The sequence below is a fragment of the Thermobifida halotolerans genome (genome assembly GCF_003574835.2).
Classification (GTDB): Bacteria; Actinomycetota; Actinomycetes; order Streptosporangiales; family Streptosporangiaceae; genus Thermobifida; species Thermobifida halotolerans.
In genome coordinates this window covers 5,295,462-5,316,872 of the sequence record NZ_CP063196.1, presented here as the reverse complement: position 1 = coordinate 5,316,872, position 21,411 = coordinate 5,295,462, and the positions used below count along the sequence as shown (strand labels likewise).

The window sequence follows — 21,411 nt, the reverse complement described above, 5'->3', positions numbered from 1 at the left end:
TCGCTTCGGGCGGCCGGATTCGCCTGGGCGCGGTGTCGGCGCCGTCGGCGGGTCAGACCACGCCGGCGGTGCCGAGCAGCGACCCGATGAGGTAGGTGGCGGCCAGGGCCAGCGCACCCCCCACGGTCACCCGTGCCGCCGCGCGCAGTTGCGAGCCGCCGCCGATGCCCGCGGCCACCGCCCCGGTGAGCGCCAGTCCCAGCAGGGTCGCGCCGAAGGCCACCGGGACCCGCAGGTCGGGGGCGGGCAGCAGGATCGCGAGCAGCGGCAGCAGCGCGCCGGCCGCGAAGGCGGCGAACGAGGCGATCGCGGCGTGCCAGGGGCTGGTGACCTCGTCGGGGTCGATGTTGTGCCGCTCGCGCATCTGGGCCTCCAGCGCGTTGCTGGCGAAGAGTTCCTCGGCGGCGCGCCGCGCGGTCGCCGGGGAGATGCCGCGCTCCTCGTAGCTGCGGGCCAGGGCGCGCAGCTCGCCCTCCGGGTCGGCGGCCAGGGCGCGGCGCTCCCGATCGATGAGGTGGCGCTCGCTGTCGCGCTGACTGCTGACGGAGACGTACTCGCCGAGTGCCATCGACACGGCTCCGCCGACCGCGGCCGCGAGACCGGCCATGAGGATCGGCCCCTCGGCGGTGGTGGCTCCGGCGACGCCGACGACGACGGCCGCGGTGGACACGATGCCGTCGTTGGCGCCGAGGACTCCGGCGCGCAGGGCGTTGAGCCGCTGCGCGAACCCGCCGGTGCGGGCCTCGTGGTCGACGGTGATCTGCGCGGTGGTGTCCGGACGGTCCTCGATCTGCACGGTCTCCTTCATGTCTGCGCCGTGTTTCCCTTCTGCTCCCAAACGCGGAAACCGCTCCCCCGAAGTGGCCCCGAGCGGTCCACGGAATCACCGGAAAAACTCCGCACCCACGGAGCCATGAGTCGAAAATAACACGGAGAAAAGGAGCGGAAAAGCAATGGAAGAATGATTGCCACCACTCAGGCAAGCCTTTGTTGAAAAACTTTAGGACAGGCGAGCCAAAGTTAGGGAAACCTGGCCGAAGTTTTTCCGCCCGCAGCCGGTACGCCCGGTTCCCGCGGCTGCGGCGGCCCCGGTCGGTCAGGGAAATCGGCAGGCAGCAGCCAGTATGGCACGCTTCGGCGGACTGCCTGCCACCGGCTGCGGACCTCCCGGACGCCGCATCCGAGCACCACCCCGCGAAACCACCGCCTTTTCCTCGTTGTTTCTGGCTGTACCCGCCGACGTCGCCCGTACACATTCCCGACAGGGGAACAGGAACCGTCTGAGCCATCACCCAGGAAAGGCTTTCCTCAGTCAAGAAAGGCTTGCCTCAACAAAGCAAGGACCTCCTCACCGAGGTGTGACGGCCGCCTTCGCGGCGGACACCGGCCGTGTGGAGAAGAAGGGGGCGGCCGATCAACCCAGGGCGTTCCACACCAACCCCCGCGATGGGCCACCACCGGCTGCCGGTGGTGGCCCACCCCGAACGCGGAGGTGGAATGCCACGCCTCTCCCCGGTCTCTCCGAAAACAACCCGCGCCCACCGCAGAACCGAACACCCAAACCTCAGTCAGTCAAGAGGGGCTCGCCTTTCTTCGCGGCCGGATTCGGGCCGCCCGCCGGTCGGCCCCGCCTCGGTGCCGCCTCCCCGCCCGGCCTCCGGGACCGTGTTGATGAGGGCGGCCAGCCCGTCGGCGTCCAGCAGGTCGGCGGGGCGGACCGTCCGGTCGTGGCGGACGTAGTGGAAGGCCGCGCGCACCCGGTCCAGGGGCACGTCGACGATCCGGGACCAGGCCACGCGGTAGGCGGCCAACTGCACGGCCACCGCGCGGCGCTCCCGGGCGGTGGTGGGCGGCTGTCCGGTCTTCCAGTCCACCACGTCGTAGACGTCGTGCTCGGCGTCGTGGAAGACCGCGTCCATGCGGCCCCGCACCAGCCGGTCGCCGATGATGGTCTCGAAGGAGACCTCCACGTCCAGCGGAGTGCGGTCGGCCCACGCGCTCTCCTCGAACCGGCGTTGCAGCTCGTCGAGGTCGGCGTCGCCGCCCGCGGTGTCGTCGGCGGCGCCCGGCAGCTCGTCGGGGTCCACCAGGCTCTGCTGGCCGAAGCGCCGCTCCAGCCAGGTGTGGAAGGCGGTGCCCCGGCGGGTGTGCGGCGCGGGCGGGCGCGGCAGCGGGCGGCGGATCTGCCGGGCCAGCGCTGCGGGGTCGCGGGCCAGCGACACCAGTGAGGACACGGTCAGGTGGGCGGGCAGTTCCACCTCGACGGCCTGCCCGCCGGAGGGTTCGGCGGCACGGTGGCGCAGCAGCAGCTCCACGTCGCGCGCCCAGTCGCGGGTCCGGCGGCGCGCTCCGGGACGCAGCACGGCCCGGTCCAGCAGGTTCAGCTCCCGCTCCCAGCCCCCGTCCCGGTACCGCGTCACCAGCTCGGCCGCGGCCGCGGCCGCGTCGCGGCGGGTGTCTCCGTCCAGCGGCCAGACGACGGGGGCGTCCTCGGCCAGCTCCGGGTTGCCCTCGCCGTCCTCGGGCGGGTCGGCCCACACCGCGACCCGGCCCGCGCCCGCCGCGCACACCTCACGGACCTCCTCCAGGAAGACGGAGGGACCGCGCCGCTGCTTGGCCTCCCGTCCCCACCAGTGCCCGGTGCACAGCAGCGCGAACGCGGCGCGGGTCACCGCCACGTAGGCGAGGCGGCGCTGCTCCATCAGCTCACGGTCCCGCTCGGCAGCCATGAAGCCCTTGAGGTCATCGGCGCCCACGTCCGGCAGGTCGGGCAGGCCCGCGCGGTCGCCGCGCAGCGCGAACGGCAGTTCCGCGGCCCTGCCGGTCCAGCTCTTCACGGTCTTGGCGACGCCGGGGAACTGCCCCTGGCTGAGCCCCGGCACGACCACCATCGGCCACTGCAGCCCCTTGGCGGCGTGCACGGTCATGAGTTTGACGGTGTCGCTGGAGCCGACCCGCTCGCCGGGGGCCAGGCCGTGCTCGGTGTCCTCCGCGGAGTCCAGGTAGGCGAGGAACGCGTGCAGGGTGGGGGTGTCGGTGGAACCGGAGAAGCGCACCGCGGCGTCCACGAAGGCGTCGAGGTCGGCGCGGGCGGCGACCTGGTCCCGGCCGGGGCGGGCGCCCACCTCGACGTCGAGGCCGAGGACCCGCTCCACGTCGGTGATCAGGTCGGGCAGCGGCTGGCTGATCCGGCCGCGCAGCACCCGCAACTCGTCGGCGAGGGCGCACAGCCGCAGATAGCCGGTCTCGGAGTAGTGCTCGGCGGGGCCGAGGTCGTCGAGCGCGTCGACCAGGCTTCCGGTCTCGGCGGTCAGGTCCAGGACGGTCTGGCGCAGCGGGTCGGTCTCCTCCTCCGTCTCCTCGGCGGCCTGGCCGCGCAGGTCGCGGCGTGCCTCCCTGGCGAGTTCCACGGCGCGTCTGTTGAGCGCCACCAGGTCGCGCGGCCCCAGCCGCCAGCGGGGTCCGGTGAGCAGCCGGGCGAGTTCGTGTCCGGCGGTGGGGTCGTGCAGCACGCGCAGGGTGGCGACGATGTCGCGCACCTCGGGAACCTCGATCAGCCCGCCCAGGCCGACGACCTCGACGGGGATGCCGCGCTCCTCCAGCGCGTGGCGGAGGGCCGGGAACTGGGAGCGCTTGCGGCACAGCACGGCGACGTCGCCGTGGCCGAGCGGCCCCCGGTTGTCATGTTCGGGCCAGGGCAGACCGTCGGGCGCGGTGTGCCGGTCGCGGGACTCCCGCAGCGCCAGGTCGATCTGCTCGGCGACCCAGGCGGCCTCCTCGGTCTCGGTGCGCAGCAGCGCGCAGGTGACCCGACCCCGACCGACGCGCGCCGGCCCCGGGTAGAGGACGGGGACGGTGTCGGCCTCGGCGCGCAGCGGTTCGGCGACGCGTTTGGCGACCTCCAGGACCTGCTCGCCGTTGCGGAAGCTGGTGGCGAGCTGACGGACCGGGGCGGGTCTGCCGGGCCGTTCCGGGAAGTGGGTGGGGAAGCTGATGAGGTTGCCCGCGCTGGCGCCGCGCCAGCCGTAGATGGACTGGCAGGGGTCGCCGACCGCGGTGACGGGATGGCCGTCGCCGAACAGCGCCCGCAGCAGCACCAGTTGGGCGTGGCTGGTGTCCTGGTACTCGTCGAGCAGCACCACGTGGTAGCGGCCGCGTTCGATCAGGGAGACCTCGGGGTGGCGTTGCGCGATGCGGGCGGCCAGCGCGATCTGGTCGTCGTAGTCCATCATCTCGCGGTCCGTCTTGAGCCGGGCGAACCGTTCCAGCAGCGGCAGCAGTTGCTCGCGGTGGCGCTGGGTGGCGAGCAGGTCGCGGGTGGCCGCGGGGATCTTCTTCAGGGCCGCGGCGCGGGAGCGCAGCCAGGAGCCGAACTCACGCACGTCGTCGGGGGTGCGCAGGTGTTCGGCGAGTTCTCCGGCGAGGGCGAGGACGTCGCGCACCACGGTGGAGGGCGCGGAGGTGACCGCGTCCATCGGCCCGTCGTAGGTGCTGACCACGCGGTGGGCGAGCTGCCAGGCCAGGGCCGGGGAGACGAGGCGGGTGTTCGGTTCCACGGCCTCGCGCAGCGCGTGGTCACCGACGAGGCGGATCGCGTAGGAGTGGTAGGTGGAGACGGCGGGTTCGCCGTCGAGCACCTCGTCGGGCACCGTACCCGCGCCGCGCAACTGGTCGAGCCGTTTGCGGACGCGTTCGGCGAGTTCGGCGGCGGCCTTGCGGGTGAAGGTGAGGCCGAGCACGTTCTCGGGGCGCACGTGCCCGTTGGCGACCAGCCACACCACCCGGGCGGCCATGGTCTCGCTCTTCCCGGAACCGGCCCCGGCCACCACCAGTCCGGGACTCAGCGGTGCGGCGATGACCGCGGCCTGCTCCGGAGTGGGTTCCGGCAGCCCGAGCAGCCGCGCGAGCTGCGCGGGTCCGTAGACGTCGGTCATGGGGGGTCCTGCCCTGTCGGCTACGTTGACCCGGGCATTCTTCCAGACCCTCTTTCGACCAGCACCGATGATCTTGACTGCGGGGGCCTGCCCTCCGCGGTCGGGTGCCCGCCGGTGTCGGGATCACCGCGTCGTCACGACACGTGGTCGCCCTCGCTCTGGGCCGGACAGCTGGAGCGGACCGAGCAGTGGCGGCACGACGGGCTGGACACCGCCTTGAACCGCGCCCCCGCCATGCCCGACGCCACCTCCCGCACCAGGCGTTCGGACCAGCGGGGGTCGGGGTCGTCGGTGAGCGCGGGCTGGGCCTGCTCCTTCGCGGTCTTGCGCCTGTCGCCGATCTGCAGCAGGGCCGCGCCGCCCGGGGCGGTCAGGCCGTAGTGCTCGAAAGCGGCCATGAGCACCGCCAACTGGTAGACGCCGAGCTGCGGGTGGCGGCCGATCTCGCGGTCGGAGACCGCCTGCCCGGTCTTGATGTCGACGACGACGCCGCGCCCCTCCGCGTCGCGCTCCAGGCGGTCGACGCGGCCCACGATCTCGATGTCGTCGACCTCGACCCGGAACCCCTCCTCGGTGGCGACCAGTTCCCGGGGGTTGTCCTGCTGCCACAGCAGGAACCGGGCCAGCATGTCCTCGGCCTTCTCGCGCTGCTTCTCGGCGTACCAGGGGCCGCCGAAGTCCAACTCCGACCAGATCCGGTCCATGCGCCGCCGGATCTCCGGCAGGTCGGCTCCCCCGGCCGCCAGCACCGTCAGCGCGTGCACGATGCTGCCCAGTCCGGAGGAGGTGTGCGGCTTCTGTGCGCCCGCGGCCGTCTCCAGCAGCCACCGCAGTTCGCAGGCGCCGAACTTCTCGACCTGGGACGGGGAGACGCGGATCTGCTCGCCGTCGAGCACCAGTGGACTGTCGTCGGACAGTTCGGTCAGGGCGTACCACTCGCCGGGATCGGCGCCCCGCACCCCCTCGTCGGCCAGCCGGGCCAGGTGGGCGGCTGCCGCGCGGCGCACCGGCGGGTCGCTCCGCGGGTCGAGCAGCGCCGAACGCAGGTCGGCGACCAGGGCGGGCAGCGACAGCCACCGCCGTCCCGCCGCCACCCGTTCGGGTTCGCCGAGGCCGAGTTCGGTGAGGAACCGGGAGGGTCGCTCCTCGGTGTCCTCACCGCCGACCGCCGTCACCACCAGTTCCCGCCGGGCCCGGGTGAGCGCGACGTAGAACAGCCGCCGCTCCTCGTCCAGCAGCTTCGACACCACCGCGGCCGGGGAGGTCTCGGCGAACCCGGAGACCGTGTCGAGCAACTGCTCGATTCCCAGCAGGGAGCCGCGCAGCCGCAGGTCCGGCCAGTCGCCCTCCTGCACCCCGGCCACCACGACCAGGTCCCACTCCAGTCCCTTGGAGCGGTGCGCGGTGAGGACGCGCACCGCCTCGCCGTGGGGGGCGTGCTCGGCGAGCGTGTCACCGGGGATCTCCTGGGCCTCCAGGTCCTCCAGGAACCCCTCCGGGGCGCCGGGCGGCAGCCGGTCGCAGTAGCGTGCGGCGTTCTCGAACAGCGCCACCACCGAGTCCAGTTCGCGGTCGGCGGCGGCGCCGCGCCGCCCGCCCGCCTGGCTGGCCCGCAGCAGCCGGTCGGCCAGCCCGGAGCGGTGCCACACCCGCCACAGCACCTCCTCGGCGGAGGCTCCCTCGGCCGTGCTGTCACGGACCAGGCCCAGCAGGGAGGCGATGCGGTCGGCGGGCGCCCGCACCTCGGGGTCGATCATCACCAGGTCGCGGGGGTCGCGGAGGATCTCGGCGAGCAGGGCCGCGGCGGGGCGGTTGCCTCCGGCGTCGAGTTCCAGCCGCCGCAGCGCCCGGCCGAGCCTGCGCAGCCGGATGCTGTCGGCCTCACCGAACGCGCTGGTCAGCAGTTCACGGGCGGCGTTCTCGTCGAGGTCGTCGGGGTGCAGCGCGCAGCGGATCAGCAGCAGCAGCGACCGCACCAGCGGTTCGGCGGCCAGCGGCAGTTCGTCGCCGCTGACGACCACCGGGACGTCCGCGGCGATCAGGGCGCGGCGCAGCACCGGAACCTGCCGGGTGGCCGAACGGACCAGCACCGCCATGCGCGACCAGGGCACGCCGTCGATGAGGTGGGCCCGGCGCAGAATGTCGGCGATGGCGGCGGCCTCCTGGGTGGGGCTCTCGGCGAGCAGCACCCTGGCCCGGCCGGGATCGGCGTCCTCGACGGGGACGAGCCTGCGGTGGGCGTTGACCCCGCCGCCCCGGGGCCCGGGCGCGGCGGGCAGCCGCTGGGCGAGGCTGCGGGAGATCCGCAGCAGCTCCGGACCGCTGCGACGGCAGGTGCGCAGCGCCACCACGGGGGCGGGTTCGCCCGAGGCGGTGCGGAACCGGTCGGGGAACTCCATGATGTTGCGCACGTCGGCGCCGCGGAAGCCGTAGACGGACTGGTCGGGGTCGCCCACCGCGACCAGGTCGCGTCCGTCCCCGGCCAGCGCGCGCAGCAACTCCTCCTGGGCGGGGTCGGTGTCCTGGTACTCGTCGACGAACACGACCTGCCGCGCGGCGCGTTCCCGCGCCTGCACCTCGGGGTCGTTGAGCAGGTTGGCGGCGACACGCACCAGTTCGGCGTAGTTGAAGGTGGGCACCGGGGCGACGTCGAAGCGACCGGTGTAGCGCTCCAGGAAGCCTCCGGCGGCGGTCCAGTCGGGCCGCTCGTGGCGGCGGCCGAGTTCCCGGATGTCGTCGGCGGTCAGACCGCGCTCCTGGGCGCGCATCAGGAAGTCGCGCAGCTCCTCGGCGAAGCCCCGGGTGTGCAGCATGGGGCGGAGCGGTTCGGGCCAGTCGCGGGCGCCGTCGCCGAGTTCGCCCGCGAGCAGTTCACGGACCTCCATCAACTGCTCGGGACCGGACAGCAGCCGGGGCGCCTGGTCGCCCGAGAGCCGGAACTCCCGGCGGATCAGGGCGTAGGCGTAGCTGTGGAAGGTCAGGGCGAGCGGTTCGCGGGTGGTGCGCCGCAGGCGCGCGGTGATGCGCTCGCGCACCTCCTGGGCGGCCTTGCGGCTGAAGGTGAGTACGAGCACGTGCGAGGGGTCCACGCCCCGGTTGTCGATGCGGTCGACCACCGCCTCGACGATCGTGGTGGTCTTCCCGGTCCCCGGTCCGGCGAGCACGAGCAGCGGGCCGCCCCGGTGGGCGACCACCCGGCGCTGGTCGTCGTCGAGGTTCGGGGCGGGCGCGACACGCTGCGTCCGGCGCACGAGACGGTACGGGGGGGTGTTCACCCGACCTAGTTCATCAGACGCCGGTGACAGTCGCGTCGCGCGGCCGTCTCACCGGGGCCGTCGCCGGAGCTCAGGAGGTTCCGTCCCAGCGGGCCCGCTCCATGTCCACGCGGGTGCCGTCGAGCGTCAGGGGCGTGCCCTCCGCCGCGTAGCGTTCCAGTGCCCGCTCCGGACGGCTGGAGGGCGGGGCGCCGTCCGCGAACACCACCCGCCACCAGGGCGCGTCCGCTCCCCAGGTCGCCATGACCGCTCCCACCGAACGGGCGCTTCCCTCCTCGAGGTACTCGGCCACGTCCCCGTAGGACATGGTCCTTCCCTCGGGGATGGACCGGACGAACTCGAGGACCCTTTCCGCGTACTCGCTGGGATAACCACCGGGTCGTGACATGCCGCACACTCTAGCGGCAGAGGCGGCCCCGGCGGGAGGGCCGCGAATCCACCGCCGGGCGGCTTGGGGGCGAGTTCCCGGACCGCCTCACCCCGGGGCCGTGCGCCTCCGCCCGCCCCCCGGGGGGCGGTGCGGAAGCCACCCGCCCCCAGAGGGTGGGCCGGTCCCGGGCCTCGCCAGTCCCTCAACGGTAGGAGTGGGTTGTCGGCGAGCGCGTCTCCGACCCGTCCGGTCCGTGGGGCCTCAGTCCGCGGCGGGACTTCCCGCTCCGCGGGACGCCGACCGCGCCCATGGCCGCGATGACGGCGCCGAGGATCCAGGCGGTCCACGCCGCCGCAGGCTCCCCGGCGAAGCCCACCAGCCAGGGGGTGAGGAACAGCAGCACCCCCAGTACCACGAGGATCAGCTCACTGACGATCAGCCCCGGTCGGGTGATGGATATCACCGCGGTGAACACCGTGGTCACCCCGACCAGGAACAGCGCGACCATGCCGACGCCGAACAGGCCGTGCCAGACCCAACTGACCGACGCCACGACGCCTGCCGTCAGTGCCACCCAGTCGTCCCAACGTCCCCTCATCACGCACCTCCCGGCCGCGCCTCCGCTGCTTGCGGAACCGCTACCCGAGGCGGTGCGGAACTCACGCCGCCCGGAGGCGCGGACGCCGAAGGGGGCCGCCGCGCGTGGCGACGGCCCCCTTCGGACGCAGCCGGAATCAGTACCTGGGCAGACTCGGGTCGATGGTCTCGATCCAGGACAGCACGCCCCCGCCGACGTGCACGGCGCTGCCGAAGCCCGCGTTCTTGACCGCGGCCAGCGCCTCGGCCGAGCGGGCGCCGGACTTGCAGTGCAGGACGATCTGCTTGTCCTGCGGCAGCTTGGCGAACGCCTCGCCGGTCAGGAACTCGCCCTTGGGGATGAGGACCGCGCCCGGGATGTTGACGATCTCGTACTCGTTCTTCTCCCGGACGTCGACGAGGAAGAAGTCCTCGCCCCTGTCCATCTTCTCCTTGAGCTCGCGGGCGGTGATGGTGGAGCCCATCGCGGCCTGCTGCGCCTCCTCGGAGACGGTGCCGCAGAACGCCTCGTAGTCGATCAGTTCGGTGATCGGCTCGGCGTCGGGGTCCTTGCGCACCTTCACGGTCCGCCAGGTCATCTCCAGGGCGTCGTAGATCATCAGTCGGCCGACCAGCGGGTCGCCGATACCGGTGATCAGCTTGATCGCCTCGTTGACCATGACCGACCCGATGGCGGCGCACAGCACGCCCAGGACGCCCCCCTCGGCGCAGGAGGGCACCATTCCGGGCGGCGGCGGCTCGGGGTACAGGTCGCGGTAGTTGGGCCCGTACTCGTTCCAGAACACGCTGACCTGGCCGTCGAAACGGTAGATCGACCCCCACACGTACGGCTTGTTCAGCAGCACGGCGGCGTCGTTGACCAGGTAGCGGGTGGCGAAGTTGTCGGTACCGTCCAGGATCAGGTCGTAGCCCGAGAAGATCTCCAGAGCGTTGGTGGAGTCAAGCCGCTCCTTGTGGAGGACGACGTTGACGTAGGGATTGACCTCCTCGATGCTCTCCCGAGCGGACTCGGCCTTGGGCTTGCCGATGTCGCTCTGGCCGTGGATGACCTGACGCTGCAGGTTGGACTCGTCCACGACGTCGAAGTCGATGATGCCCAGGGTTCCCACACCGGCGGCGGCCAGGTACAGCAGCGCGGGAGAGCCGAGCCCGCCCGCACCCACGACCAGAACCCTGGCGTTCTTCAGACGCTTCTGACCGTCCATGCCGACGTCGGGGATGATCAGGTGGCGCGAATACCGTTGCACCTCGTCAACGGTCAGCTCGTCGGCTGGCTCGACCAGCGGCGGCAGCGACACAACAGCTCCTCAAACGATCGATGACGCGGCGTGTGCTCGCGGCGGGCGCGGGCCTCGACCGTGTCGCACGCTGCGAGCTTGCTCATTATCCCAACCTACGGGGTGGGGTTTATCATTCCCTCCTGGGGATACGGGAACGGAAGAACTGCCGGGCCGACTGTCTCCCCGCAGCTCAGCACCGGTCCTTCGGCGCTTCCCAGGGTTCGTGGGACGGCGGGCCCGGTGGGAGACCGACACCGACCGACGGGAGTCTTCATGGCAGCCGAGGCGAAGCGCCCATACGTCGCACCGGGCAACACGGAGGACGAGCCCCCTCTGGAGGCTCCCGAGGCCGACGCCGCGGAGCAGGGCGCCGTCAAGGGCGAACGGGCCGCCGGACCCTCCCTGGAGACCGGTCTGGAGGTCCCCGAGGCCGACGCCGCGGAGCAGGGCGCCGCCGATGACGAGCCCCCCGCCCTCACTCTGGAGACCGGTCTGGAGGTCCCCGAGGCCGACGCCGTCGAGCAGGCGCTCGAGGTTCCCGAAGACGAGGACGACTACCGCTGAGCCGGATCCGCCGCGCCGGGTCTGTCGTGGTGTGGCGGGCATCCGACCTGGGCGGATGGGGCCGATGACCTACGGGCGAGTAAGATAGCGCGGTACGTGTCGGTCGCGGCCGGTCCTCCCAGGCCATTTGAGACGACCAGATCAGGACGCGGCGCTCGACGCCGCGAACAGTTCGGAGGGTGTGGCTGTGACGGCTCCTTCAGAAGCCCGCCCACGGGGAACCAGGCTCCCCCGGGTGGCCCGTCGACGGCAACTGCTCGCCGCGGCCCAGCAGGTCTTCGTGGAGCGGGGATACCATGCGGCGGCGATGGACGAGATCGCCGAGCGGGCCGGTGTCTCCAAGCCCGTGCTGTACCAGCATTTCCCCGGAAAGCTGGAGCTCTATCTGGCGCTGCTGGAACAGCACTCCGAGGCCCTGGTCGAAAAGCAGCGGGCCGCGCTGCAGTCCACCGACGACAACCGGCAGCGGGTCGCCGCGAGCTTCAAGGCCTACTTCGACTTCGTCTCCGGCGAGGGTGAGGCGTTCCGTCTGGTCTTCGAGTCCGACCTGCGCAACCTGCCCGCGGTGCGGGAGAAGACCGAGCAGACCACGCTCCGGTGCGCCGAGCTCATCGGCGAGGTCATCCGCCAGGACACCAGCGTCTCCGACGAGGAGGCGCACCTGCTCAGCATCGGCCTGGTCGGCATGGCCGAGACCAGCGCGCGCTACTGGCTGAGCCGGGGGGACATCCCCAAGGACGCCGCCGAGCAGCTCATCGCCCGCCTCGCCTGGCGCGGCATCAGCGGCTGGGACCTCACCCGGATCTGACTGTCCGGTCCGGACGCGCGGTCCGCGTCCTCCTCCCCATGGTTCCCGCCCGTGGTTCGTCCACCGACTCGGGGGTAGTGGCCGAGATGACAGGCATTCTCCCGGTTCGGTCGGTACGCCGCGGCACTCCGGAGGCCCTCCGGCCGCCGTCCGACGGAACCGCCTCTGTGGGGAGGGACGAGATGTTCACACCATTGGCCGTGACCGACGTCGGGCAGGGCCTCGGCAACGTCTGGGACACCGTGGTGGCCTTCATTCCCAGGCTCGTGGTCTTCCTCGTCATCCTGGTCCTGGGCTGGCTGCTCGCCAAACTCATCGGCCGCCTGGTCACCAAGGGGCTGGCCAAGGTCGGCCTCGACCGGGCTCTGGAGCGCGGTGGTCTGGGCAGGTACTTCCAGCGCAGCCGGTTCAGCGCCAGCGACATCGCGGGGAAGTTCGTCTACTACGCGGGTGTGCTGATCGTCCTGCAACTGGCCTTCAGCGCGTTCGGGCCCGACAACCCGGTCACCCAACTGCTCAACGGCGTGATCGCGTGGCTGCCGCAGCTCGCCGTGGCGCTGATCATCGTCGTGGTGGCCGCCCTGATCGCGCGAGCCGTCCGCGACCTCGCCTCTGACGCGCTCGGCGGTCTCAGCTACGGCAGGCTGCTGGCCAACGCCGCGGGAGTGTTCATCCTCGGCCTCGGCGTCATCGCCGCGTTGAACCAGATCGGCGTGGCCGTCTCGGTGACCCTTCCGGTGCTGATCACGGTGCTGGCCACCGCGGCGGGCATTCTGATCGTCGGTGTCGGCGGCGGTCTGGTCCGCCCGATGCAGCAGCGCTGGGCGAACTGGCTGGACACGGCCGAGGACGAGACCAAGCGCTTCCGTGAGGAGGGCGGATACCAGCGGGGTCGCGCCGACGCCATGGGCTCCCGCCCGGGTGGGGCGGCGCGTGCCCCGGAACGGGACACGGCTCCGACCGAGCGGATCGTGGCGCCCCGACACGAGCGCAGGTAGCCCGCGGCCGGCCACCGAGGCGGTTGCGTCCCGCCCGTTGTCCCCGTCCCCTGACGGGGGTTCGGCGGGCGGGCGCGTCCCGTGGCTGTCACGGTCGCCGACCCGATGTGTCGCGCGCCGCGGGGCGGGGCGTCAGAGCAGGTCCTCTCCCGCGAGCTCCTCGCGGGCCAGCCGGTCGATACGTCGGAAGAAGAGGACGACTCCGGCGAACAGCAGCAGGAAGCACAGCCAGAAGGCCAGACTGCCGGGTCCCGTGGCGATCATGATGACCAGCGCGACGACCGCCTGCAGACCGTAGATGGAGAAGTCGACGCGATCCCGGTGGATCAGGACTCCGATCGGTGGACGCGCCGCCCCGTGCCGACCGCTCCCCATTCGCTTTTCCTTTCTCGCGGCACAACGGTTGCCGCATTTCGGTCATAGGGCTGGAGGTGCCCAGCCTGTAGCGGCGGAGTTCACATTCCGGCTCGCGCGGCCCGTTCCCATTCCCTCCCACGGACCGGTGCAGAACGCGCGACCGTACTCCGGACAGGGCTTAGCGTACGCCCACCGCGCGAAGCTTCGTCACCAATTCACAGATCACCACGGTGACGTTTCCCAGAAGGCGCCGCGAACCTAGCAGACGAAGCCTTCTTCTCTGGCCAGCCTGCAGACGGCGAGCAGCCGCAGGGTCTCCCAGTCGTAGTCCGCCCCGTCGGAGTGCCATCCGCGTTCGCGGCACCCGTCGAGGAACCCCTGGAGGTAGTGCGTGAGGCTGCGGCGGGTCAACGGGAGACCGTCGCGGGACAGCGAATCGCGGACACCGGCGACGTGCTGGTCGACCTGGGCGACCAGTCCGGGAGCCGAAGAGTCTTCCCGCAGCCCGAAGCTGTCGAAAGCATGCGTGAGCCGGACCAGCGGGCAGTTGGCGGAGAACCCACTGCGCATGTGGATGAGTACCTCAGGAAACAGCCGTCCTGAGACACCGGACGGCGGGGAAATAATGACAACGCCGACTATATACGCCTACACACCGCAAAAGGGACAGGCGGCTTCGCGGGAGAAGGTGATCCCGGCCGCCCGGTCAGCTCCCCAGGCCCATGGCCTGCAGTCGGGCGTTGTGCGCGTCGGTCAGCCTGGCGAAGACCCGGCTGACCGCGGCGAGATCGCCGGTCCCGCCCTCGGCGTTGCCCGAGGCCAGCAGCGCGGCGAGGTCGGGCCGGTCGACGGCGACCCGCTGCGCCTGGCTGAGGGCCTCGCCGACCAGGCGACGCGCCCACAGCGCGAGCCGTCCGGCCAGCTTCGGATCGTCGGCCACCGCCTGCTTGACCTTGGCGGCGATGAACTCGGCCCGTCCCTCCTCTGAGAGCACCCCCGTGACCAGCTCCCTGGTCTCGTCGTCGGTCAACTCGGCGATCTGCCGGTAGAAGTCCGCGGCGATCCCGTCTCCGACATACGCCTTGACCAGACTCTCCACCCAGTTCTGCGGTGCGGTGCGGGCGTGCCAGGCATCCAGCGGCTCCACGAACGGTCGCATCGCGGCCTCGGGGTCGACCCCCAACTCCACGAGCCTGTTCCGCAGCAGCCGGTGGTGGGTCTGCTCCATCGCCGCGAACGCCGCGAGTTCCCCCTTGTCCCCCAGGGTGGGCGCGAGTTCGGCGTCGGAGGCCAGCCGGAAGAACGAGACCAGTTCGGCATAGGCCAGCAGCCCCAGCAGGTCGATCACACCGCGCTCGACCGGGGTGACGTCATGGGGTTTCGGAGCGGCTGCGGAGCTCATACCCCTCAGCGTAGCGCCCTCCCGGAGAGGACCCTCCACGCCGGGACTATCGGCGGCACCTGGCACGTTGTCCTCCACAGGCGGACAGGGCACGGCGTCGTGCTCTATCCAGCGTTGAACACGCAGGCTAGACTCGAAGCCGCGGCCGGCACCCGTCGGTCGCACGCGAAGCGCCCCGTCGCAGCCGGTCGCGTCGCCCCGACCTGGAGGCCCGCGCAGTGATCCACCGACACGTTCGGCAGCGGCCCTGTGACCCGGTACGGACGTACGAACCCACGACGGGAAACGGGCCGCCGCATCCTACGGCGGCGACCGCCCTGCACGGAGTGGCCACGCGTCATGACAACTGCAAGCGGACGGCCCAGAACCGGTCGCGCGTCCGTGCCCGACGGCCCCGGCCCCGCCCAGGCGTGACAACGCGCCACGCGGATCCCCGGCTCCGATGAGCCGCGCCGGACCGCCGCGACCGCAACGAGCTCGACGACGAGCCCGTCCGCCCACAAGCACCGCCGCGCACGCGGCCCGCCCAGATGGAGGCATGGATCCTGACCACCACCGACAACACCAGCAGTCCGCAGACGACCTTCCGTGATCTCGGCGTCATCGACGACATCGCCGACGCCCTCGAGGCCGAAGGCATCGTCTCTCCCTTTCCCATCCAGACCCTGGCGCTGCCCCTGGCCCTGACCGGCGCCGACATCATCGGTCAGGCCCGTACCGGCACCGGCAAGACCTTCGCCTTCGGACTTCCCCTGCTCCAGAGCGTGCACGCCCGGCCCGGCGGCGCCAGGCGCCCCCGTGCCCTGGTGATCGTGCCGACCCGCGAACTCGCCATCCAGGTGGCCGCCGACCTCACCACCGCCAGCAAACGCACCGGCGCGCGGATCGTCACCGTCTACGGGGGGCGCGCCTACGAACCGCAGATCACCTCACTGCGCAACGGCGTGGACATCGTCGTGGGAACTCCGGGACGCCTGCTCGACCTGGAGAACCAGCGCCACCTCGACCTGTCCGAAGCCTCCTCGCTCGTCCTGGACGAGGCCGACAAGATGCTCGACCTGGGCTTCCTGCCCGATATCGAGCGCATTCTCGCCAAGACCCCCGAACAGCGGCAGACCATGCTGTTCTCGGCGACGATGCCGAGCGAGATCGTGAGCCTGTCCCGCAGGTACCTGCGCCGCCCCACCCACGTGCGGGCCGGCGACGACTCCGAGCGGTCCGGCTCCGGCCAGGTCACCCAGCACGTCTTCCGTACCCACCCGCTGGACAAACTGGAGATGCTCGCCCGCCTGCTCCAGGCGCGCGACCGCGGTCTGACCATGGTGTTCTGCCAGACCAAACGGGTCTGCGACCAGGTCTCGGCCGCACTGCGGGGACGCGGCTTCGCCGCCGCGGCCGTGCACGGGGACCTCGGACAGAGCCAGCGCGAGCGCGCCCTGCGGGCGTTCCGCAACGGCAAGATCGACGTGCTGGTCGCCACCGACGTCGCCGCCCGGGGAATCGACGTGGACGACGTGACACACGTGGTCAACTACGAGTGCCCCGAGGACGAGAAGACCTACACGCACCGGATCGGCCGCACCGGCCGGGCCGGACGTTCGGGCACCGCCGTCACGTTCATCGACTGGCAGGAGGTGGCCCGCTGGAAGCTGATCAACAAGACGCTGGAACTGCCGTTCGGCAACCCGGAGGAGACCTACTCCACCTCCCCGCACTTCTTCGAGGCGCTGGGAATCCCGTCGGGCGCCAAGGGCGTGCTCGCCGAGGAGGAGCGGGAGCGCGCCGGTCTGGAAGCCGAGGACGTCGAGGACATCGGCGAGACCGGCGGCCGGACGAGGCGCGGTGCCGACGACCGTGAGCGTCCCCGTCGGCGGCACTCCCGCAACCGTCGCCGTACCCGGGGCGGAGCGCCCACCGGGCGCGGCGCCGCCACGGCGGACTCCACCGGCGAACCGGCCGCCGCGGACGGCGACTCCCCCGCCCGGACCCGCAAGCGCACCCGCCGCCGTTCCCGGGGCGGCGTCGAGGCCAACAACGACCAGGACTGAGACGCGATGCCGGGTCTGCTCACCCGGAAGACCCGGCGTCCTCGAAAAACCGCCCGCGGAACCGCATCGTCTAGGGTGAGTCCATGTGAGTACTCCTCGGTTTCTGACTCTCCCGCCCGGGGTGGAGCGCGTCGACGTCACCACCCCGTCCGGCCCGGTCGCCGCCCTGGCCGCCAGTCCGGTCGTCGGCGGCTGCGAACTCCACGCGGCGGTCCTGGTTCCGGGGTTCACCGGCAGCAAGGAAGACTTCATCGCGCTGCTGCAGACGCTGGCCCAGGCGGGGCGCCGGGTGTACGCGATCGACCTGCCCGGCCAGTACGAGTCCCCGGGCAGCGACGATCCGGAGGCCTACTCGTGCGCGGCGCTGGGCGGGGTCGTCGCCGACTTCGTCGACGCCGTCGACCAGGGACCGGTGCACCTGCTCGGACACTCCTTCGGCGGTCTGGTCACCCGCGAGACCGTGCTCGCGGCTGAGGTCCCGCTGCTGTCCCTCACCCTGATGAGTTCGGGTCCGGCGGGGGTGGAGGGGGCGTCGCGGGTCAACGACGCCGAGCGGCTGATGGCCGTGCTCGGAGGTTCCCCGACCCGCGAACTGATGAACCAGATCTGGTGGGCGCACTTCGAGGAGCCGCAGCAGGCCCGGGGACTTCCCGAGGAGATCCACGTGTTCCTGCGGGAGCGGATGCTCGCCAACCACCCGCTGGGGCTGCTCCGGATGGCCCAGGAGGTGACCTCCGCGTCGGACCGGACCGCCGAACTCGCCGCGGCCGACCTTCCCAAACTGGTGCTCTACGGCGAGAACGACGACGCCTGGTCACCCCAGACCCAGTCGGACATGGCCAAGCGGTTGGGCGCGCAGCGCGTGGTGATCCCCGACGCCGCCCACTCGCCCAACGTGGAGGCTCCCGAGACCACCGCGAGTGCTCTCACCAGCTTCTGGAACGGCGCGGAGCCCCGCTGACCCTCCGGCCGCGGCATCGGCGGAGGCCGCCCGCGGACGGCTCCGTTCCGCCGATGCCACGGCCGACGGCGGCTCGGGGACTACTCTCCGGCGACCCAGGAGTCGAAGTTCTTCGACTCGGCGCCGATGGTGGTCTCCTCTCCCGTGGAAGGGAGCACCCGGGTCTCCTCGGGCAGGGACAGCAGGACCTCGCCGACGGAGGCGAGCTGGGTGGTGTAGTCCAGGTAACCCTCGCCGACCGTGCCGAGCTGCCCGGCGAGCAGGGTGTCGCCGCTGCACACCACCTTCAGGTGGGGGAAGTAGTAGGACAGCGATCCGGGAGCGGTGCCGGGAGTGGCCAGGATCTCCAGCTCGACGTCGCCGATGGTCAGCCTGCCGCCGCCCTCGGCCTCGATCTCGGGGTTGTGCTCCACTCCGTGGACCTTGCGCCAGCGGCGCAGCTCCCTGGGATGCACGGCGATCGGGGCTTCGTCGCGCTCGGCGACCTCCACCGCGCCCGCGATGTGCGGCTGGTAGCCGTTGGTGCAGGCCACGAGGTAGATCTCGCGGTCGCCCACCGCGTCGAGGACGGCCTTGGCGTCCTGGCCGGGGTTGACGACGACAACACCGTCCTCGTCGACCTGGACGATCCAGGTGTTGGTGACGACCTCGTACTCCTCGCCGTCGACCTCCAGGGTGCCGGGGATCTCGACCCGTTCGACGGGCAGTTCGGACCCGCCGCCCTCGACGTCGGTCTCCGCCTCCTTGCCGTCGGCGTCCTCGTCCGACTCGGCCGCGGCGTCGGTCTCCTCGACGTCACCACTCCTCTCCTCGGCCGCGGCGTCAGCGTCGGCGTCGCTCCCCGCCTCCGCGTCCTCCGTCTCCTCGGTGTCCTTGGCGGTGGTCGAAGCGGCGTCCGCCTCGGCATCGTCCTTCTTCTTGGCTTTCCGCTTCCAGAACACGTGCCGCCCCTTCGGTTGGTCTACGACTCACAAGAACTGGTGCGGGCCTATTGTGACGGCCGGACGCTCCTGATGGGTATCCGACGCTGTCGCGGAGCACCGCCCCGGGGTAGCCCCGGGCCTGCCCGGCGTTCCGCGGCCCGCGTCCATGCAGCTCGCCGACAGTATCGGCCGGAATGGTTAAAAGTACTCAAGAGTCCTGCGGCGCTGCCGTCACCCCACGTGGGGGGCTGCTCCGGTGGCCGGCGCCACCAGTGCGGCGTAGGCGTCCGGGTCCGTGGTCGAGCAGCCCAGCCGGTGCCCGGTCAGTTCGCCGTGGTCGTCGCTGGAACCTGTGACCACCAGCCCCAACTCCTCGGCGCGCCGCCGCCAGTGGGCGCGTTCGGCGTCGTCGTGCGAGGGGTGGTCGGCTTCGATCCCGCCGAGTCCGGCCTCGGCCATGCGTTCGACCAGTTCGTCGGGGACCGCCGTGGTGCCTCCCCCTTCACTGCGCGCCGGGTGCGCGAGCACGCACACCCCTCCCGCCTCCCGGACCAGCCGCACCGCCCGCACCGGATCCAGCGCGTACCGGGCCACGTGGGCGGGCTTGTCCGCCCCGATCCACCGGTCGAAGGCGTCCGGGACGTCCTCGGCCCCGCCGACCTCGACGATGGCGCGGGCGATGTGCGGGCGGCCGACCACGTCCCGGCCCTCCACGTCCCCGGCGATGGCGCGGACCCGCTCCCAGGTGACGGGCAGCCCCTCGGCCCGCAGCCGGTCGACCATGGCCCGGGCGCGCACGACGCGGTCGTCGCGGATCCGGCGCAGCTCGGCGGTCAGCTCGGGATGCTGCGGATCGAACAGGTAGCCGAGCAGGTGCACGGTGGAGCCCTGGTGGGCGCAGGACAGCTCGACGCCGGGGACCAGGGTGAACCCGGACGGCAGGCGCGCGGCGGCCTCGGCGATCCCGGCCACCGTGTCGTGGTCGGTGAGCGCCAGGACGTCGAGTCCGGCCGCGACGGCGCGGTCGACGACGGCGGCGGGGGGTTCGGTGCCGTCCGAGACGGAACTGTGGGAGTGCAGGTCGATGCGCATCGCCCTGATCATAGGCCAGCGCCGACTCATCCGGCCGGTTTGAGCGCCTCGACCAGGAACGGGGAGGGCGCCCCGAACGGCAGGTCCGGGAAGGGACCGACGTCACGGGCGTCGCGCAGGTCTCGCACGGCGTCGATCTCGCACATGAGCACGCCGCCGTCGGCCGAGTCGAAGACGAACCACAGCCACTGGGCCATCGCCTCTCCGACGTAGATCGCGCGCTCCGGTCCGCCGTCGACGCTCCACAGGTGGATCTCGTGGCCGTCGTTGCGGACCCTGGTGTTCGGGGGGTCGTGGTCGAAGCCGTCCCCGGGGTCGGGGCCACCGACCCCGGCGATCCGGGCGGCGAGTCCGACGCCGGGCTCCTCCGCGACCACCACCAGCTCCCCCACTCCGCCCAACGGGGCCGGACCGGACAGGGCGACCGCGGCGGCGAGGATTCCGGTGCGTTCGTCCCCGGCCTCGGCGAATCCGGTGAGGACCCATCCGGACGGCAGCGGCCAGGGAATCCAGACCGGCACCCTCGCCTCGTCGAGCAGGAGCTCCAGGGAGGCGGCGCCGGGGTCGCGCACCGCGCGCAGGGGGACGACCGGTCCGTGCGCGTCACATCGCCACGCGCTCGACCACAGATCGGGTTCGTGGACGACGCGCCCACAGCGAGGACACGAAGGGACAGTCTTCATGGTTGTCCGGGTGCTACCCGGAAGGTCCGGGAGAAAACGTGCCTGTCAGCCGTGGTCGTGACCGGGACCAGCAGTTTCGCCCCCGGGAGGCGGGGGAAGCGCCGCGTGGGGGTCGGGAGTGGTGCGGCGCACCCTCGCGCGGCGCGCCATCCAGACCACCACGAGGCAGAACAGCCCCAACTGGAGGGCGGTCGCGACGACCCCCTGCCAGCTTCCGATGCTGCCCGACGGGTCGGGCAGGCCCTCGTAGGCGGAGAGAACGAACGCCACCACGTTGTGCGCCACGTGCAGCGTGATCGCCGCCTCGAGGCCTCCGGTGTACCAGACGAGCCAGGCCATGGCCAGACCGAACAGCGCGACCTCGGCCGTCGCCCAGCCGGAGTAGTCGTGCATGACGGTGAACACCAGTCCGCTCACCAGGATCGCGGGCACCGGACTGGCGAGGACGCGGTTGACCACGGCGACCGGACCCGGCCGCCGGTCTCCGTACGACGTGCTTCCGTAGGCGCCGACCATCTGCATGAGGAATCCCCGCAGGGCGTACTCCTCGGCGGCGGCCTGGAACGGCACCAGCAGCACGACGACCACCACCGCCAAGGCGAACCGGCGGGCGCCCACGTACTCGCCGAACAGCGGCTCCCCCGGCTCGCTGAGCAGGTACAGGACGCTGAGGATGCCGAAGGAGACCGCGACGCTCACCGTGGCGACCACCGCGCAGCGCAACAGCCACGGCCAGCGCAGCCGTCCCTCGACCGAGGCCAGCGAACCGATCCGGCGTTTCTGGACGACCCGCACGGCGACCATCACCGCCGGGATCATCAGCGCCAGCGCCAGGAGGTTGACCGCGAGGTCGGCAACGGGGTCGCCGAACAGTTCGACGTCTTCGGGGATGCGCTGGATGGCCTTGACCAGTTCGACCACGACCAGTGTGAAAACGGTCATCCCCAGGACCAGCAGCACCGCGAGTCCCAGTGTCAACGGCGGCTTCCACCAGCGGTGCGTCTCGGTTCGGGCCATCCGGTGGTAGGGAACGCCCGGGGGCGGCTCGACCGTCCGCGGTCTGCGTGCCACGGGAGGCGGCCACGCCCAGACCGCGTCCGACCCCTGTCCTCCCGCCCG

18 protein-coding genes are annotated in these 21,411 nt (G+C 71.9%); 5 read left to right on the top strand and 13 right to left on the bottom strand.

Annotated features, from left to right (window positions below; genetic code table 11):
* Positions 1 to 52 precede the first annotated feature (52 nt).
* The 6 genes from NI17_RS23500 to moeZ all read right to left on the bottom strand — a co-directional run bounded on the left by NI17_RS23500 (position 53) and on the right by moeZ (position 10,474).
* Positions 53 to 808, bottom strand: a complete 756-nt coding sequence (locus tag NI17_RS23500) for a VIT1/CCC1 transporter family protein (protein ID WP_068687537.1) — start codon at positions 806 to 808, stop codon at positions 53 to 55.
* Positions 809 to 1,568: 760 nt separating this feature from the next.
* The gene (locus NI17_RS23495; RefSeq protein WP_068687536.1) at positions 1,569 to 4,934 is read right to left on the bottom strand and encodes an ATP-dependent helicase; all 3,366 of its coding nucleotides are present in this window, start codon (positions 4,932 to 4,934) and stop codon (positions 1,569 to 1,571) included.
* Positions 4,935 to 5,068: 134 nt separating this feature from the next.
* Positions 5,069 to 8,209, bottom strand: a complete 3,141-nt coding sequence (locus tag NI17_RS23490; RefSeq protein ID WP_119268002.1) for an ATP-dependent helicase — start codon at positions 8,207 to 8,209, stop codon at positions 5,069 to 5,071.
* 70 nt (positions 8,210 to 8,279) lie between these two features.
* Positions 8,280 to 8,597, bottom strand: coding sequence for an MGMT family protein (locus NI17_RS23485; protein ID WP_068687535.1), 318 nt, complete (start codon positions 8,595 to 8,597; stop codon positions 8,280 to 8,282).
* A gap of 184 nt (positions 8,598 to 8,781) precedes the next feature.
* Positions 8,782 to 9,177: an SPW repeat protein gene (locus tag NI17_RS23480; RefSeq protein WP_068687534.1), complete on the bottom strand. Its 396-nt coding sequence runs from the start codon at positions 9,175 to 9,177 to the stop codon at positions 8,782 to 8,784.
* 136 nt (positions 9,178 to 9,313) lie between these two features.
* Positions 9,314 to 10,474, bottom strand: a complete 1,161-nt coding sequence (gene moeZ / locus NI17_RS23475) for an adenylyltransferase/sulfurtransferase MoeZ (protein ID WP_068687533.1) — start codon at positions 10,472 to 10,474, stop codon at positions 9,314 to 9,316.
* A gap of 255 nt (positions 10,475 to 10,729) precedes the next feature.
* Between moeZ and NI17_RS23470 the strand changes: the two genes are divergently transcribed.
* The 3 genes from NI17_RS23470 to NI17_RS23460 all read left to right on the top strand — a co-directional run bounded on the left by NI17_RS23470 (position 10,730) and on the right by NI17_RS23460 (position 12,826).
* Complete coding sequence (locus tag NI17_RS23470) at positions 10,730 to 11,020, top strand: hypothetical protein (RefSeq protein WP_068687532.1); 291 nt, start codon at positions 10,730 to 10,732, stop codon at positions 11,018 to 11,020.
* A gap of 187 nt (positions 11,021 to 11,207) precedes the next feature.
* Positions 11,208 to 11,828 (top strand): TetR/AcrR family transcriptional regulator, encoded by a 621-nt coding sequence (locus NI17_RS23465; RefSeq protein ID WP_068687531.1) that lies wholly within the window; start codon positions 11,208 to 11,210, stop codon positions 11,826 to 11,828.
* Positions 11,829 to 12,010: 182 nt separating this feature from the next.
* Complete coding sequence (locus NI17_RS23460; RefSeq protein ID WP_068687530.1) at positions 12,011 to 12,826, top strand: mechanosensitive ion channel family protein; 816 nt, start codon at positions 12,011 to 12,013, stop codon at positions 12,824 to 12,826.
* A 132-nt stretch (positions 12,827 to 12,958) separates the two neighbouring features.
* On the opposite strand, the gene NI17_RS23455 is transcribed toward NI17_RS23460, so the two are convergent.
* From NI17_RS23455 to NI17_RS23445, 3 genes are all read right to left on the bottom strand, one after another.
* On the bottom strand, positions 12,959 to 13,201 hold the full coding sequence (locus NI17_RS23455; RefSeq protein ID WP_068687529.1) for a hypothetical protein: 243 nt from the start codon (positions 13,199 to 13,201) through the stop codon (positions 12,959 to 12,961).
* Between the two features lie 240 nt (positions 13,202 to 13,441).
* On the bottom strand, positions 13,442 to 13,753 hold the full coding sequence (locus NI17_RS23450) for a DUF6401 family natural product biosynthesis protein (protein ID WP_068687528.1): 312 nt from the start codon (positions 13,751 to 13,753) through the stop codon (positions 13,442 to 13,444).
* A 136-nt stretch (positions 13,754 to 13,889) separates the two neighbouring features.
* Positions 13,890 to 14,585, bottom strand: coding sequence for a ferritin-like fold-containing protein (locus tag NI17_RS23445; protein ID WP_068687527.1), 696 nt, complete (start codon positions 14,583 to 14,585; stop codon positions 13,890 to 13,892).
* A 530-nt stretch (positions 14,586 to 15,115) separates the two neighbouring features.
* Between NI17_RS23445 and NI17_RS23440 the strand changes: the two genes are divergently transcribed.
* Positions 15,116 to 16,633 carry a DEAD/DEAH box helicase gene (locus NI17_RS23440; protein ID WP_084012322.1) on the top strand — a complete coding sequence of 506 codons (1,518 nt, stop codon included), beginning with the start codon at positions 15,116 to 15,118 and terminating at the stop codon, positions 16,631 to 16,633.
* An 85-nt stretch (positions 16,634 to 16,718) separates the two neighbouring features.
* Positions 16,719 to 17,594 (top strand): alpha/beta fold hydrolase, encoded by an 876-nt coding sequence (locus NI17_RS23435; protein WP_084012321.1) that lies wholly within the window; start codon positions 16,719 to 16,721, stop codon positions 17,592 to 17,594.
* Between the two features lie 80 nt (positions 17,595 to 17,674).
* Here NI17_RS23435 and NI17_RS23430 read toward each other — a convergent pair whose 3' ends face one another.
* The 4 genes from NI17_RS23430 to NI17_RS23415 all read right to left on the bottom strand — a co-directional run bounded on the left by NI17_RS23430 (position 17,675) and on the right by NI17_RS23415 (position 21,363).
* Positions 17,675 to 18,535, bottom strand: coding sequence for an MBL fold metallo-hydrolase (locus NI17_RS23430; RefSeq protein WP_068687525.1), 861 nt, complete (start codon positions 18,533 to 18,535; stop codon positions 17,675 to 17,677).
* A 213-nt stretch (positions 18,536 to 18,748) separates the two neighbouring features.
* Positions 18,749 to 19,621: a PHP domain-containing protein gene (locus tag NI17_RS23425; RefSeq protein ID WP_119268001.1), complete on the bottom strand. Its 873-nt coding sequence runs from the start codon at positions 19,619 to 19,621 to the stop codon at positions 18,749 to 18,751.
* 14 nt (positions 19,622 to 19,635) lie between these two features.
* Positions 19,636 to 20,292: a DUF6758 family protein gene (locus NI17_RS23420; RefSeq protein ID WP_084012320.1), complete on the bottom strand. Its 657-nt coding sequence runs from the start codon at positions 20,290 to 20,292 to the stop codon at positions 19,636 to 19,638.
* Positions 20,293 to 20,337: 45 nt separating this feature from the next.
* Entirely contained in the window at positions 20,338 to 21,363 is a 1,026-nt protein-coding gene (locus NI17_RS23415; protein ID WP_243597574.1) for a CPBP family intramembrane glutamic endopeptidase, read from the bottom strand.
* Positions 21,364 to 21,411: the final 48 nt, after the last annotated feature.